Source organism: Fusibacter fontis, from assembly GCF_055378735.1.
This window is the reverse complement of the sequence record NZ_AP042445.1, coordinates 2234697-2250716: the sequence shown is the minus strand read 5'-3', so window position 1 is coordinate 2250716 and position 16020 is coordinate 2234697. Positions and strand designations below refer to the sequence as shown.

The following is a 16020-nucleotide window of genomic DNA, read 5'->3' as shown; positions in this document are numbered from 1 at the left end:
TCCTGGATTATATTTCAGTCATAAATGCAACAAATTCATCTACTGGTATGCCTTGCAAATAGGCATTGAAATCGACTAAACTTAATGCAGCGTGAATCGCAGCAGCCTCATGAGGCACACCGATAAGTGTTTCGCATAATTCAGTTGTTTCTTTAGTTGCATAGAAATCCCCATGTAGTGAAAGGTGCTGAATAACACCTTTTCGTACCGTCAGACCGAGCTCAACAAGACCGGAAGGGAACTTACGGATATTTTCATAGTCGTATTTGGGTGAATCACCATAGTTCCATTGCCAAGTTTCGTATTTATCTTTCACGAGTCGATTGACTGCTTGAATATCAGACTCTGTAAGCTCATAAAAGCTACAATCTGCAAATGTTTCGTGAATATACGCATATATTTCTGAACGAAATGTCTCAACTGTCATGTCTTTGTTTTCAAGATGAGCCTTGATATTTGTCACGCGCGCTTTGACCGAACTAACGGATTTATCCTTGAATTTTTCCTCTTTTGGCGTTAAGGCATTGACAAGGTTACCGATCATAGAGTCAAATAGAAGTGTTCCATGATGTAGGATTCTGCTCTTCAGACGATACTGAGCATTGCCTGAAAACTTTTGTCCATGGATGACAAGGTCATTTCTACCAGAAAATTCTGCTGGAACTCCAAGGGTTTGAATATAATTTAAAATGGGTTTAGTAAATTTTTGAAAGTCTGCAAAACTTCCCTGATCTTTTTCTATAAACGTAAAATTGATATTGCCCGGATCGCAGAAAACGGTTCCGCCTCCTGACATGCGTCTCACCACAGGGATTTTGTTTTCTTCGACGTAGGGTATATTGATTTCTGTATAAGTATTTTGGTGTTTCCCGATTAAAATGGAAGGAACGCTTGTCCATAACATAAAAAATTCGTCTTCATATTGCGAAAGTAAGTATTCTTCAAGTGCTAAATTAAAATAGGCGGATTTAGAAGTGTTGATGACAAGTTTCAATAGAACCTCCAGTTGTAAGTTTTTGATTAATGGATTCTGGTATGTTTCATTAACCGAACATACTCATACTAACAAATAATAAGGCACATATCAAGCCACATATCAAGGGAATCCACAGGTGGTGTCAAACGCTATATAAGGATCGTATAAATAATTAAGCATATAATAGCAAAACGCCCATAAGACAGGAGTGATTAAAATGGCATATCGCGATTTAAGAACATTACTAGAGGAAAGTCATAATATTGTATTTTTTGGAGGTGCAGGTGTTTCCACAGAGAGTAACATTCCAGACTTTAGGTCCGCAAATGGACTTTATCACACTTCTGGAAAAGTCATCTCACCTGAAGAAATTCTCAGCAGACGGTTTTTTATGAAAGAACCAGAGTCTTTCTTTAAATTTTATCGTGAATCGATGATTTACGAAGAGGCTCAGCCAAATGATGCCCACAAAGTTTTGGCTCAGTTAGAAGCTAACGGTAAATTGAAGGCCGTTATTACTCAAAACATCGATGGACTTCATCAAAAAGCTGGATCGAAAAATGTTTTAGAACTTCATGGTTCTATTCACAAAAATACCTGTATGGATTGTGGAAAAAAATATGGATTGGATAAGATTATCCACAGCGAAGGAATTCCACATTGTAATATCTGTGGTGCAATGATTAAACCAGATGTTGTTTTATATGAAGAGAGTCTGAATATGGATGTGGTCGATCGTGCGATTGACTACATTGTTGCTGCCGATGTGCTCATTGTCGGTGGAACTTCACTGGTAGTTTTTCCCGCAGCAGGTCTGATTGATTATTATCGAGGGAATAAACTTGTGCTTATAAATAAAGGCAAAACATCTCGAGACAGTTGGGCGAAGATTCACATTGAAGACGCCATTGGGAAGGTATTAAGAGAAACTTTTGAGAGCGATGAGCCATGAGAACGCTTTAAAAGTTATATTTTGTAAATAATTGAAAGTGTAAATGTCATGTGATAAAATAATTTCAAGTCTACAAACCCAATTATATTGTTCAGGAGGCATTATGAGAGCGCACGATATCGATTATGAATTATACGGCGATGATATGCAATTTGTTGAAATCGAGTTAGATCCAAGTGAAACGGTGATGGCTGAAGCTGGCGCTATGATGTACATGGAAAATGGTATTGAGATGGAAACGGTTTTTGGCGATGGTACCGATCAAGGTGGCGGATTCATGGGAAAACTCATGGGCGCTGGAAAAAGAATGATTACAGGCGAAAGTTTATTTATGACACAATTTACAAATAATGCAGGAGATCGTAAAAAAGTGGCATTTGCAGCTGCATATCCAGGCAAGATTGTACCTGTTGATTTGACTTCTGTAGGTGGAAAGTTGATCGCTCAAAAAGATGCTTATTTGTGTTCTGCAAAAGGTATTTCCATTGGCATTGCATTCCAGAAAAAAATTGGCGTAGGCTTCTTTGGTGGTGAAGGTTTCATCATGCAAAAATTGGAAGGTGATGGGCTGGCATTTTTACATGCTGGTGGTACGATTATTGAAAGAGAACTTGCTGCAGGTGAAGTGTTAAGAGTCGATACAGGTTGTTTAGTGGCACTTACTGGTTCGGTAGATTATAATATCGAGATGGTTAAAGGTGTTAAAAGCGCGTTGTTTGGTGGCGAAGGTTTATTCTTTGCGACATTAAGAGGTCCAGGTAAAGTTTGGCTTCAATCGCTTCCGTTCTCTAGAATGGCAGATCGAATCCTCGCCAATGCACGTTCTTATGGCGGCAAATCAACAGGTGAAGGTAGCATCCTCGGTGGACTCGGAAACTTACTTGATGGTAATTGATGCTGGCGATAGAGACATTCGCGAGCAAAACTAAATAGATGTAGACAAACGCTTATTTGAAAGAAGAGAAACGAGTGCTTCTTGATAAAAAATAAGCGTTTTTTTTCGCGTGTTTTATCGGATTTTGATAGTATTTAACAGGCTAAATACGTTATAATAATCATAAGTGTATCAGACTGAGACATGTCAGTAATTTGAAGGGAATTCTTATGAAAATAAACCGCAAAAAAGAAAAAATCCGTAGCGAAGCGGATTCAATTATATCGAGTGAAATTGATGGCAATCGTCTTCAAAATGGCCGTTTAAAGAGATGGGTGCGTCATTTTATATTTTATATGAGTTTGTTGCTCGTCGTTGTCATCATCATGAAAGTTTCACTCAATAATGATCCCCCTGGAAAAATTGTTGATGAAAGCGATGCGCTCATTGAAGATGAGAGTGTGAGCTCTGGTTGGCATGCATTTCAAGATAGTAAAACAGGGCTTTATGGGTTTATGGACGACGATGAAGTAGTGATCGACGCAAAGTATGAGCAAGCTTGGGATTTTTATGGCGGAAGAGCCCTTGTCAAAGTTAAACCAAAAGAGGATGAGCTTACGTTAGGTGTGCTCGCAGAAGGTGTATATGGTCTAATTGATCCACGGGGAGACTATGTGATTGAACCCAATGGTTATATTGTCAGAGTGGATACTTGGCGCTATTTAGTGACAGATAAATTGGAATTTTGGACGGGATATGGCCTCAATGGCGATGCAGTTGTGAAATATAAACTCGTCAATGGAGATGGACAGGTGCAAGGACAAGATGGATATTATTATGCTTACCCTGTTGAAGAGAATCTCTTCGTTGCCAACAATGGTATAAAATCGTATTTTATCAATCGAGATGGAGTGCCTATTAAAAAATATTCAGAATTCTATTTTCCAGTTAAAGCCACGCGTGACGGCGATCAAATCGTCGTAGTCCCAATGGACGACACACTTGAACGAATGAAATGGATCATCCCTTATGAAGGTGGAGAGATAGAAACCGTAAAAAAATCGGGGGATCTTGATGGCGGAATGACGTATCAAACAGACATCCTATCAACATATATTGGAAGCAGTATCTTCTATCCTCAGTTTTCACTAGACAATTTGTATGTCCAATCTAAACTTAATAAGGCACTCTTTGAAACTGCTAAAGAGTATATCGGAGATACGTTATTTGGTGAAGAGGCTGTCGTAGATTTGGCAACCGTCGATCATATAGACGCAGTGGTTAATTACGACTATGAGCTGAGTCGAGTGGGCAATTTACTGAATTACGAAATGAAAGGGTATTTTTATGGATTTGGAGCAGCACACCCAAATCCGTACTGGGAAACGCTCTATTACGATCTCGGAACGGGAGATTCACTTAAACTTGAAACTCTTTTTAGATTAGATGTCGATTGGAAACGTGTCATTGCAAATTTCGCCGATGCTCAGTTTATTAATGACAAAGATATTCAACTTTATCTAGATGCCAACGCATCTACAGAAGAACGTATTGAAGCTTTGACAAATGGGCAATTTTCCGTGACTTTTGAAAAAGATTTGATGCAAATTCATTATCATATATACGAAGTGGCACCTTATGCTGCCGGTTTTCCAACGTGTGAAATACCACTTTCTGTCTTGGATCAGTATTTTGATAAAGAAGGGCAATTTTACAAAGCTCTTCAGCATGAATAGTGAACAGCATAGTATGAGTCGTAAGCAGCATGAATCATAAGCAGCATGAATCATAAGCAGCATGAATCGTAAGTAGCATGAGTCGTAGTTAGGAGAGGAAAATTAGATGGAAAAAGGTTATATTCAAGTATACACCGGTAATGGCAAAGGTAAATCAACTGCAGCATTTGGACTTGCTTTAAGAGCGGCTATGTCTGGAAAATCGGTCTACGTTGGACAGTTTGTCAAAGACATGAAATACAATGAAACAAAGATAACTGAACTTGTTCCAAATATTGAGATTGAGCAGCTTGGAAAGGGATGTTTTGTGTTTAAATCTCCTGAAGAAAGCGATGTCATCGCTGCTGAAGAAGCGCTTAGTAAATGCGCAGACCGATTGAAATTGGGAACTTTCGATGTGGTCATACTCGATGAAATTTTTATTGCGCTCCATTATCAATTGATACAAGTTGAAGACGTGATTTCAGCGCTAATAGGTAGAGCGCCTCATGTGGAAGTGGTCTTAACGGGGCGATATGCACCTGAAGCAATTATCGAGATTGCAGATCTTGTCACTGAAATGAAGGAAGTGAAGCATTATTATCACGCAGGCGTTCTTTCGAGAGACGGGATCGATCACTAGCATGACTCGATCACTAGCGTGACTCGATCACTAGCGTGACTCAATCACTAGCGTGACTCAATCACTAAAATTGGCTTATATTTTTATTACAGGGAGGACGAAATGTCGGGGAGTTTTTATGGATATGTGCTGTTAGCAGCATTTTGCACGATGATGTTGTCAAACGATTTTAGAAGACGGATTTTTTCAAAAGAAACCATCGTCTACACGATTAAAAATCAAAGCAAGTACAGAGTGATCTATTTTTTAATGGGAATGACAATCCCAGTGATTATTTTTCTTTCTGCAATTTATTTGAAAATTGATCTTTTTACACGGATTCTAATGATCGTGATATCGATTGAAATGTCCATCATATGGGCCATCATTGAACTGTTAGATGTGATTGTGACAACTTCGCATATTGGCAAAGTTTGGTACACGGCGTTTGATCAGATGGAATACTATTCATATGAGTTTGTTGGAAAAGAAGTTGCGCTCGTTTACAAGCGTGGCAATAAAAAAAGAAGAGAAATGATCTCCATTTCACAAGAGGATGTTGAGCCGATTAAAAACATCATGGCAGAGCATAAAGTAAAGCTTATTTCAGGTCGTCGAAATGCTTAATAACAGAATCAATAGACAATCGTAAATGACATAAGTTGCACAAAATAAGTTAAGTTACAGGACGATAGTCCTATATTCGGTTGTTTGTAAATTATAATCGTGATATAATGTTACAAATATTTAAATATATGGTGATAAGTATGCAAGATAGCGTGTTAATCGATCGACTGGCAGAAGTGAATAATGATCCTAAATCATTTATCGAAAAAAATTATCTAAAACTAGATTTCGATCTACTTGCAGATACAGATGAAAAGGCAGAACTCTATTTTTTAATGGGGAGATGTTATCTACTTGTTGGAACGTTGGATTTATCCATTCAACTGCTTTATCGAGCGCTGGATTACTTTGAAGACAACAATAAACCATTAGGGACATATTTGTGTTATAGCAATTTAGGCGTTTTGTATCGAGAAGAACGAAAATTTCAACGGGCACTTGAAAAATTTAATAAGGCCTATGATTTGAGCTTAGATTTAGAGGATTTTAAATTCGTTATACAGTCTTTGATCAACATGACCACTGTGTATACGTCCATAGGCAATGTTGAGAAAGCGAAAGAGATTATTAATAAAGCGCTTGAGTATAAAGATAAGATTGAGAATACGAAACTCTTAGGAGATCTTTACAACAATTATGCGCTCATTTATATGGAAGAGAAGGCCTATGAAACCTCTCTTGAATGCCTCATGACAGCTTATGATGTATATAAAAGGCTTTATGGGGATACTGCACACCCGAGTATAACACTTGTTCTTGTAAATATTGGCGAAAATTATTTGTTGCTCAAAGAGTATCATAAGTCAGAGAAATACCTACTTAAGACACTGAAATACGCGACGCAATCCCAGATGCTCTATCTTGAGATTGAAAGTCATCTACATCTTTCAAAATTATATGAAGAGATTGGCAATTTCAAGCTTGCTCTCGAGCATTATAAAAAATACAACCTGTTAAATGATAAGGAACTCGGAGAACAGACTCAGCAGGAAATCAACAATTTGAAGGGTCGTTTAGAGGGTGAATCTAAAAAAAATCGTGAAGAAATCAATTTCTTAAAAAATGTTGAACTTAAGAGTAAGACCAATGAGCTGGAAAAAACGTTGAAAAATCTGGCGCATATTGGTGTCATCGGTCAAAAACTCACGGCATCATTAGATTTACAGCAAATCTATGAAATTTTGAGGAACTCTGTCTATGAACTTATGAGTGCAGATGTTTTCGGCATTGCGCTATATGATGAATTAGAAGGGGTTTTAAAATACGAGTATTTTGAGGAAAACGGATTGCCGCTTTCGAGTTTAAAAATCAACGTTCGCACAGAAAATTCCCTAGGATCCTATTGCATCAAGGAACATTCAGATATCTATATTTGTTCGTTGTATGAGGAATATAGTCAATACCATCTAGATTCCAATTTTTTATTTATGGGAGATAGAAACAATAAAAGTAAGAGTATCATCTATGCGCGGATGATTATTGAAAATCGATGCATCGGACTGATTACGATGCAAAGTTATCGCATCCATCAGTTTTCTGAATCCGATTTTGAAGTCATCAAAGCACTTGCTTCTTATGTTGCCATCGCCATATCCAATGCACAGAAGAAAAATATCATCAGCGAAAAAGCCAATGCGCTTGAGTACCTCAGCTATAATGATCCGTTAACTGAACTTTACAATCGACGATATTTTAACGAATTAACCATGCGCTATGAACTTGAGAATGACACATTGCCAATTGGGTTAATCATAGGTGATATGAATGAACTCAAGTTTATCAACGACCATTATGGTCATCAATTAGGTGATCGATATATCGTTGAGGTATCTAAAATTGTTAAAAAGAATGCAGATGGTCATCCGGTGTTTAGACTAGGTGGCGATGAGTTCGCCATTTTAGTGGAGCGAACTTCCGAGCCTGTACTTAAGAGTATGATTAGCCGAATTCTTGAAGACTGTAGAATGGTTCAAATTGGACCAGTTCCACTGAGTATTTCGCTTGGTTATGAAATTAAACACAGTAGAGATCAATCGCTCAGCGAGATTTTTTCCATGGCGGAATCTCTAATGTATAATGAAAAACGAAAAGTGTCTCCAATGGGGAGACGCAGATAAAAGGAGGATTTATGAGCCAATTAGACATCATTGAAGTACACATGAAAGCGCTTAATAAATCGCGAACAGTTCGAATTTGGAAGCCTTTGGAATATGATATTAAAACAGATGTACACTATCCTGTTATCTATATGCACGATGGGCAAAATTTGTTTGATTTATCTTTAGCAAAGCACGGTGCGATATGGGATGTTCATACAACCATTGAACACCTGATGAAAACAAAGTCATTTGAAGGTGCGATTGTCGTGGGAATCGATTGTGCGCCGGGACTTGAGCGACTTGACGAATACTCTCCGTGGGTAACTGAACGCATGGAAGATATGAAGGCATCTGGCCATTTTCAGCGTGAAGTTGGAGGAGAAGGTGAAGCGTTTGCCGAGTTTTTGGTACATCAGTTAAAACCTTATATCGATAGCACATATCGGACGAAAGCGGATCGAGATCACACGACGATTGCCGGGAGTTCTATGGGTGGACTTATGTCGCTATACTTTGGTGCAAAATATCCGCATGTTTTTAGTAAAGTATGTGCCATGTCGACAGCTGCTTGGTTTGCAGATCAAGCGCTCTTTGAACACATGAGACAACTCGATGTGAACATGCCAACAAAATGGTATCTCGACGTTGGAACAAAAGAAACGAGCAGCGATGAAATTGAAAATTTCAATCAAATCTACATCGATGGGACACGGGCGCTGGAAAGACATTTACTGGAACTTGGCGTTTCTCGTGTCCAAGTCAAAGTCGTCGTAGAAGAGGATGGAACCCATTATGAAACCGCGTGGGCAAGAAGATTGCCAGGTGCGCTTGAGTGGTTGTTTGGACTTTAGTGTGGGAATATGTTGAATTTTACTTGAGATTTGTTTGAACTTTGCTTGAATTTTGCTTTGGAACATAGACAAAACCTTGTATCCAAGTAGTATGTAAGTTATAATGAAAGAAATACGAATCGTAATATATGCCCGAAAGACTATATTACGATTTTTTGTGCGGATGTGGTGACGTGAGTAGAATAATTAAAGGCATGTACTTGACTCTTTTTCTAATGTTGGTGCTCATCGTAGCAGTTACCAATATTCAGTATGTCAATTCAAAAAAAGCGCTGTCCGTAGAAGCTGAAAAAAATGCTTCACTGGATATGAAGCTATCGACCACGTTAATTGGGAATTGGATTGACGCGAGAAGTGAAATTATCACGAATGCTTTGAGATATTCCATGAGAAACTTGGAAAATCCTGAAGCCATTCGAAAATTTTATCAAGAACAAACAGATCAACACCCGGAGTATTTGTCGATTTTTATCGGACTTCCGGACGGAAATTACATAGACAATATAGGTGTATACAACGATGCGGGTATACATTATCAAGATTGGTATCAACAAGCAGTTGATAGCAATCAATTGACCATTATTAATAAGTATGATTCAGCCTCGAATGGCAAACAGATCTTAACATTATCCAAGTCTTTTTATAATCGTGACGAGGAACTTTTAGGCGTCATTGGAGCCAATGTTGAGCTAAAAGATCTCAATGAGATTTTAGGCTATCGTAAGCATGCAAAAGGTGAATGGTTTTTTATTTTAGATAGCAATAACCAAGTTGTGAATAGCAATATCCGCGATTTTGATCAAACGGTTACAAATGATACTCTTGAAAAAGAAATGGAAGCATTATCCCATCTGAATAAATGGAAACAGTCTCTTGAACAGGACAAAACAACATTAAGTGATGAGCTTTTGACGGCGACTGTAGACGGCCGAGAGGGGTATTTTTATTACTCTGAAGTTGAAAATGTACACTGGAAAGTGCTGTGCTTTATTCCGAAAGATGTTTACTTTGCGTCTCAAAGCAGCATGAGAATTTTAAATATCGCACTCATTGTATTTGTTACGGTTCTCTTTGGCTATATGTTTTTTAATCAAAGAAGACAAATCACTAAGCCGTTGATGGAACTGGAACGCCAGATTGCAAAGATTGATGTTGAAAAGGATTTCGGCTATTACCTATACATTCGTTCTTCCTCTGTATTAATGCCTTTAACGCAGAAAATCAATGAGCTGTTAAAAAGCACATACAGCATGATCCGTCAAATATCAGATGATAAAGAAGAATTCCAAGCGCTGAATGAAGAACTCGAAGCCTCTGTAGGGCAACTTGTAGCGATGGAACAAGAAGCAAGTAGACAAAAGATAAATTTTGAAGCGCTATTTAAAAATTCAAGCAACGCAATTGTGATGTTTGATCATGAACTGAACGTTTTAGACGTGAATGATCGATTTGAGTCGTTTTATGGATACCCATTAAGTCAAATTATCGGAAAAAATTTAGATGAGATGGTATTGTCAAAAGAAAGCTTGAACCAAGGGACACATGAACTCACCAAGATGATTCTTAAAGGTCAAATTGGTTATGAAGAAGGCATTCGATATGGCGCGGATGGTCGAACTTTAGAAGTTTCGGTGCAAAGCGTCCCTATCTTGATTGGAGATTATGTGGCAGGTGGCTATGCGGTGTATTCAGATATATCAGAGCGTAAAGCGAGAGAACGCAATATGCAGTATATCAGCACACACGACGATTTGACCGATCTTTATAACAGAAGTTTTTACGATTTATCGCTCAAAAAATTCAATCACGAATCCTATATGCCTTGTGGCTGCATTATGCTTGATCTCAATGGTCTGAAAATAATCAATGATGCATTTGGACATGTCGTTGGGGATATGATCTTGGTTGAGGTATCAAACCGAATTAAGGAATTGATGGATCCATCGTACATCGCTTGTAGAATTGGCGGGGATGAATTCGCAATACTTGTACCAAATTCAGAATCATCTAAAATGGAACAATTGGCCAACGATCTAAGAAAGGCTTGCTCCGACATCAAAATCGGTGAAGTGACCATATCTGTTTCAATTGGTTGGGCGGAGCGTCATTCCACCCACGAACCTGTATGGATGCTTCTTAAAACGGCAGAAGATTATATGAATCGCAATAAATTAACGGAAGTTCCAAGTATTCGAGGGAAAGCGGTTTATGCGATAATCAACACCCTTCACGAGAAAAATAAACGAGAAGAACAACATAGTATTCGCGTGGGGGATTTAAGCTATAAACTAGGAAAAGCACTTGGTGCTTCTACACGAGAGCTCAATGAACTAAAAACTATGGGTTTACTGCACGATATTGGCAAGATTGCTATTGATGAGAATATTCTCAATAAACCTGCAGCATTGACAGCAGATGAATATGAAGAAATTAAGAAACACCCCGATATCGGATTTCGTATCTTAAAATCAGTAAGTGAAATGACAGAGATCGCCGAATATGTATTGGCACATCACGAATCTTGGGATGGAAGTGGTTATCCGAGAGGATTAAAAGGAGAGGCGATTCCGTATTTATCGAGAATTATCGCCGTGGCGGATACTTATGATGCCATGACCAGTGACCGAGCATACAGAAAAGCATTGCCTAGAGAGGTTGCAATAGCTGAAATTAAGAAGTTCGCAGGAATCCAATTTGATCCAAAGATTGTAGAAACGTTTATCACCCATATTGATCAATTTGAATAAATAGTGATGAAAATAATATAAAATGGGCTATTTATAGTCCATTTTTATTTTTGGTGGGGTATACATGATATAGCTAACGAAACACTTGAATAGTGAATACAATATATTGTGTTTCTTATGACTATAAATGACCGGATGGGAGACTGTATGTTTATTGCGCGACAACCAATCTTTAAGACAAATTTAGACGTATACGGTTACGAACTTTTATTTCGATCGGGAAGTACATCAAATGCATTTGACGGAACTTCAGCAACAACTGCCACAGCAGGCGTTTTAGGAGGATTATTTGAATCTGGAATTGACGCCATTGTAGATGATAAACGCGCTTTTATTAATTTCGATGTGGATTTAATTAAAGCAGATGCCATTGAACTTATTGAAAATAGTCGATTGGTCATTGAAGTCCTCGAAGATGTCATCGTTGATGATACGCTGATAGAACGCGTGAAAGAATTAAGGGCGAAAGGCTATAAAATTGCACTGGATGATTTTGTGGAGTCGTATCATGAATATCCACTAGTGCCTTATGCGGATATTATTAAATATGATTTGATGTTGACGCCTCTTGAAACCATACGCCCTTATGTTGCGAAAGCACTTGAGCATCATAAAATTTTGCTTGCTGAAAAAGTTGAAACAGAAGAAGTTTACAAGCAAGCAAAAGAGATGGGTTTTACCTTGTTTCAAGGATATTTTTTCAGTAAACCGTCTATTGTTGGAAAATCAAGTAGCAAATCGACGACGAAAACGCAGTATGGTCGCATTATCATGGAACTTAAAAAAGAAGAGCCTTCATATCAAGCGTTGGCGGAAATTATCGAAAATGATGTGAATCTCGCCTATCGACTCATGCGTGTCATTAAGACGCGTGCGGGTGATGATTTGATTTATTCCATTAAACGCGCTTTGACCTATATGGGGCTTAAAGAAATTGAGCGTTGGATCAATATATTGATGATTCAGGAGATGAGTCATAATAAGCCAAAAGAATTGATGATGATGACGCTGGTGCGCACCAAATTTTCAGAGGCGATTGCCAATAATAGCAATCTAAAGAAAATTAAATATGAAGCATCCATGATGGGACTTTTTAGTGCTATCGACGCAATGCTCGATCAAAATATGGCAGAAGCGCTGGGGGATATTTCACTACCTGAATCTGTGAAAGAGGCACTTATTCATCAAAAAGGGCTTCTTATGCCAGTTCTAAATTTGATTTATGCCTATGAAAAAGCTGATTTCACACTGGTTTCAGAATATGCTAAAGCCTTGGAAATCGATGAGATAAAACTGGGTGAAGTCTATTTTGATTCCATCAAATGGGCGCAAGAAATTGTGAAAATGATGACGCTATCAAATTAACCGGAGGAAAATGTGTCGCTGAGTAAGATTATAGCTAGTGTTCAAATGATTTGTGAAGCGATCGCCAGTGTGGTGAACATCGATGTGACCATTGTTGATGAAAAGCGGGTTCGCCTCGCGGGCACAGGTCGATATAAGGAAAGTGTGGGCAGTGTAGTCAGTGACAACTCTGCCTTTTGCTATGCTCTAAAAGAGAATGTGGGATTTATCATTGAAAATCCTGGCGCGCATCAAGCGTGCCAAAATTGTGATTCAAAAGACAAATGCACTGAACATGCTGAGGTTTGTTGTCCGATTCGCCTCGAAGGAAATCCTATTGGGGTGATTGGATTGATTGCATTTACTGAGGATCGTCGCAATGCACTGATTGACAATCAAAAGAATCTCATGAGTTTTCTCGATCGTATGGCGGATTTGATCGCGTCAAAACTTAAGGAGCATGAAAGCCATGAAGCGCTTGAAATGCTAGCATCTGAGCTAGAAGTGATCATTGATAGCCTCGATACGAGCTTAATCGAATGCGATCGAAGTGGTCACATCTTAAGAGTGAATCAAAAATATGTGAATGTCTTTGGTAAAAAATTTCCACCTCAGCCTGAACATCTAAGTGACTTATTTATAGATAAAGAAGTGCTTCGAATATTGAGCATGCGTACCAATGAGAAAAATCAGTACTATACATTTGACGGCGGAATACAAGGCGTTTACGACGTCATGCCGATCAAAGTGAGCGCTGAAATCAGGGGCTATCTCATCACCATACGGTCGATCGAGGAAGTTCTCGATACCGTCAGCGAAATGATGTTGGATTCTGCACCGGTATGTTTTGATCATATTATCGGTCAGTCTGAATCCATCGTTCAAGCGAAGTCCTTAGCGGCTAAATTTGCCACGAGTGCCTCAACAGTGCTCATTTTGGGAGAAAGCGGAACCGGTAAAGAACTGTTTGCTAGGGCGATTCATCATGCAAGCAAACGCGCTAAAATGCCGTTTGTCGCCATAAATTGTGCTGCGATTCCCGATCATTTACTTGAAAGTGAATTGTTTGGGTATGAAGAAGGGGCATTTTCTGGGGCAAGGCGTGGCGGTAAACCGGGAAAATTTCAATTGGCCAATCATGGAACGCTTTTTTTAGATGAAATTGGCGATATGCCACTTCACTTACAGTCGAAAATACTTAGAGCGATTCAAGAAAAACAAATTGACCGTCTTGGAAGTGGTTCGCCGATTGAAGTGGATGTGCGTATTATTGCAGCGACACATCAAGATTTGGAAGCAAAGGTTTTAGAGGGAACGTTTAGACAGGATCTCTATTATCGATTAAATGTGATTCCGATTCAAATTCCGGCTTTGAGAGAGCGGAAAGACGATTTGCTTCTGACAACGGAGTACATGGTCAAAAAATGGAGCCAGAAGTTTGATAAAAAAATTCCGAAGATATCCGATGAGTTTTTAGGGGCCATTCAAGCGCATAATTGGCCTGGAAATGTGAGAGAGCTTGAAAATGCTGTAGAATATGCCATCAATTTATGCGATGAAGACTTGCTACAGGCTTATCATTTGCCGAAGCGCTTAAGAGCGGTTATGGCGTCTCAAGAAAACCAAGCCCATCAAGACCATGAAACACATCTTGGGCGCCAACGTGAGTGTGTTGATTCTTGTAAGTCACAGTTTTCGCCTTTTGTGGATGAAAATGGAAAAGTGCTCACAATCGAAGCACTTGAAAAGGCTGCAATTGATCGAATGATCGCGCAGTACGGAAGTTCAGGTGAGGGGTTGATGCAAGTGGCGAAGCAACTAGGTATTAGCCGAGCGACTCTGTATAGAAAGCTCAAACTAAAAGAGTGATGTTTGCAAAATATTCTAAATTTTTTCTTAAATTTTGAATGTTTCATATTATATTTTTCATGTGATAAGCCGATATATCTGTTAGAGTATGGATACTCAATTGCAGCACACATGGAGGTGTAAAATGAAAATTGCGAGTTATGAATTAGAGCAACAAGCGACTTCAACTTACACGCGAGTAGAGAAGTTGGAGGTGGATATTCAAAATATCCGAATCACTCAAAGACCCGTGTTACCACCCATTGAAGTGGCTATATCTGATGATGCTTTACAAGTGACAAAAGCAGAAGCAGAAAACCTATTCAATTTATCTGACGAAGATAAGGCTAAGATCAAGATGATTGAAGATTTTATTTCCTATCTCACAGGTAAGCGATTTAAGTTTAAACAGTTTCTTAAAATGGATGAAGATTCCCACGCGAAAACCAGTCGTTATTATGACACTCCGAGGACAGAACATGTCCCGAGGACAGAAAATGTCTCTAGAGCGGAGAGTGTTCCTGGTACAGCTAATTCAGCAACTGAGACCTCACCTGTTAGATCTGGTGGATTGCCACCAAATGCAACACTGAATATTGGGATGATTCATGCAAAACACGTCGTATCAGAAAGTGAAAACATGACATTTCAATCACAAGGCGTCGTAAAGACTGCAGACGGAAAAACCATTGATTTCAATGTGAACTTAGAACTATCACATGAAAGTCTACAGATGCAAGAATTAGACATGGTTTCCGCTTCGATTATGGTCGATCCACTCGTCGTGAATTTCGATGGAAAAGGCGTGGCATTCGGCGAGGATTCTATTCAACTGGATATTACACTTGATGGAAAAGCCGATGTTTTTAGAAATCTTGCAGCAGGTAGTGGATTTTTAGCGTTTGACCGAAACAATAACGGCAAGGTGGACGATGGAACGGAGCTATTTGGACCAACTTTAGGTAGCGGGTTCCAAGAATTAGCAGCGTTTGACGGCGATCAAAATGGATGGATTGATGAGTCTGATGCGATTTTTAAAGAACTCAAAATTTGGACGGTAAGTCCATCTGGAGAAAAAACGCTCATCGGTTTAAAAGAAGCAGATGTCGGTGCCATTTTCCTCGGTAAAGTAGGTTCTGAATTTAATGTGCGTTCTGAAGGCGACACCGTAGCCAAAATACGAGATTCCAGTGTGTATCTTAAAGAAAATGGTGGCGCAGGCGTCATTCACGAGATTGATTTGAAAATTTAATTCTAGCATCCAATGAAGCGAATGTAAATTGAATATGATTAAATATAAATGTGAAGGATTTTAGCAATCCTTCATTTTTTTTGTCTGACTTGCGAGTTATCGGGTATAAAAAT

The 16020-nt window shown here is 38.8% G+C and carries 12 protein-coding genes; 11 read left to right on the top strand and 1 reads right to left on the bottom strand.

Annotated elements, in window-relative coordinates; all coding sequences use genetic code 11:
• Window positions 1-7: 7 nt before the first annotated feature.
• Window positions 8-994, bottom strand: coding sequence for a lipoate--protein ligase (locus ACZ41W_RS10140; protein WP_464311865.1), 987 nt, complete (start codon window positions 992-994; stop codon window positions 8-10).
• Between the two features lie 199 nt (window positions 995-1193).
• On the opposite strand from ACZ41W_RS10140, the gene ACZ41W_RS10135 reads away from it, so the two are divergent.
• The 11 genes from ACZ41W_RS10135 (at window position 1194) to ACZ41W_RS10085 (ending at window position 15907) form a co-directional block, all read left to right on the top strand.
• The gene (locus ACZ41W_RS10135; RefSeq protein ID WP_464311864.1) at window positions 1194-1928 is read left to right on the top strand and encodes an NAD-dependent protein deacylase; all 735 of its coding nucleotides are present in this window, start codon (window positions 1194-1196) and stop codon (window positions 1926-1928) included.
• 103 nt (window positions 1929-2031) lie between these two features.
• A complete protein-coding gene (locus ACZ41W_RS10130) occupies window positions 2032-2823 on the top strand; it encodes a TIGR00266 family protein (RefSeq protein WP_464311863.1) in 792 nt (263 codons plus the stop codon).
• A 209-nt stretch (window positions 2824-3032) separates the two neighbouring features.
• Entirely contained in the window at window positions 3033-4538 is a 1506-nt protein-coding gene (locus ACZ41W_RS10125) for a WG repeat-containing protein (protein ID WP_464311862.1), read from the top strand.
• 106 nt (window positions 4539-4644) lie between these two features.
• Entirely contained in the window at window positions 4645-5160 is a 516-nt protein-coding gene (locus tag ACZ41W_RS10120) for a cob(I)yrinic acid a,c-diamide adenosyltransferase (RefSeq protein ID WP_464311861.1), read from the top strand.
• Window positions 5161-5262: 102 nt separating this feature from the next.
• Window positions 5263-5766, top strand: coding sequence for a hypothetical protein (locus tag ACZ41W_RS10115; protein ID WP_464311860.1), 504 nt, complete (start codon window positions 5263-5265; stop codon window positions 5764-5766).
• Between the two features lie 140 nt (window positions 5767-5906).
• On the top strand, window positions 5907-7883 hold the full coding sequence (locus ACZ41W_RS10110; protein WP_464311859.1) for a diguanylate cyclase domain-containing protein: 1977 nt from the start codon (window positions 5907-5909) through the stop codon (window positions 7881-7883).
• Between the two features lie 11 nt (window positions 7884-7894).
• Window positions 7895-8716 carry an alpha/beta hydrolase gene (locus ACZ41W_RS10105; protein ID WP_464311858.1) on the top strand — a complete coding sequence of 274 codons (822 nt, stop codon included), beginning with the start codon at window positions 7895-7897 and terminating at the stop codon, window positions 8714-8716.
• Window positions 8717-8889: 173 nt separating this feature from the next.
• A complete protein-coding gene (locus ACZ41W_RS10100; RefSeq protein ID WP_464311857.1) occupies window positions 8890-11463 on the top strand; it encodes an HD domain-containing phosphohydrolase in 2574 nt (857 codons plus the stop codon).
• Between the two features lie 147 nt (window positions 11464-11610).
• Entirely contained in the window at window positions 11611-12828 is a 1218-nt protein-coding gene (locus tag ACZ41W_RS10095) for an EAL and HDOD domain-containing protein (RefSeq protein ID WP_464311856.1), read from the top strand.
• A 12-nt stretch (window positions 12829-12840) separates the two neighbouring features.
• On the top strand, window positions 12841-14676 hold the full coding sequence (locus ACZ41W_RS10090) for a sigma-54-dependent Fis family transcriptional regulator (RefSeq protein ID WP_464311855.1): 1836 nt from the start codon (window positions 12841-12843) through the stop codon (window positions 14674-14676).
• A 124-nt stretch (window positions 14677-14800) separates the two neighbouring features.
• The gene (locus ACZ41W_RS10085; RefSeq protein ID WP_464311854.1) at window positions 14801-15907 is read left to right on the top strand and encodes a hypothetical protein; all 1107 of its coding nucleotides are present in this window, start codon (window positions 14801-14803) and stop codon (window positions 15905-15907) included.
• The last annotated feature ends 113 nt before the right edge of the window (window positions 15908-16020 follow it).

What these genes read in the sequence shown, in the direction of transcription:
- ACZ41W_RS10095 (WP_464311856.1), top strand. Translation starts at nt 11,611, where the DNA reads ATGTTTATTGCGCGACAACCAATCTTTAAGACAAATTTAGACGTATAC.
- ACZ41W_RS10135 (WP_464311864.1), top strand. Translation starts at nt 1,194, where the DNA reads ATGGCATATCGCGATTTAAGAACATTACTAGAGGAAAGTCATAATATT.
- ACZ41W_RS10125 (WP_464311862.1), top strand. Translation starts at nt 3,033, where the DNA reads ATGAAAATAAACCGCAAAAAAGAAAAAATCCGTAGCGAAGCGGATTCA.
- ACZ41W_RS10130 (WP_464311863.1), top strand. Translation starts at nt 2,032, where the DNA reads ATGAGAGCGCACGATATCGATTATGAATTATACGGCGATGATATGCAA.
- ACZ41W_RS10110 (WP_464311859.1), top strand. Translation starts at nt 5,907, where the DNA reads ATGCAAGATAGCGTGTTAATCGATCGACTGGCAGAAGTGAATAATGAT.
- ACZ41W_RS10085 (WP_464311854.1), top strand. Translation starts at nt 14,801, where the DNA reads ATGAAAATTGCGAGTTATGAATTAGAGCAACAAGCGACTTCAACTTAC.
- ACZ41W_RS10105 (WP_464311858.1), top strand. Translation starts at nt 7,895, where the DNA reads ATGAGCCAATTAGACATCATTGAAGTACACATGAAAGCGCTTAATAAA.
- ACZ41W_RS10115 (WP_464311860.1), top strand. Translation starts at nt 5,263, where the DNA reads ATGTCGGGGAGTTTTTATGGATATGTGCTGTTAGCAGCATTTTGCACG.
- ACZ41W_RS10120 (WP_464311861.1), top strand. Translation starts at nt 4,645, where the DNA reads ATGGAAAAAGGTTATATTCAAGTATACACCGGTAATGGCAAAGGTAAA.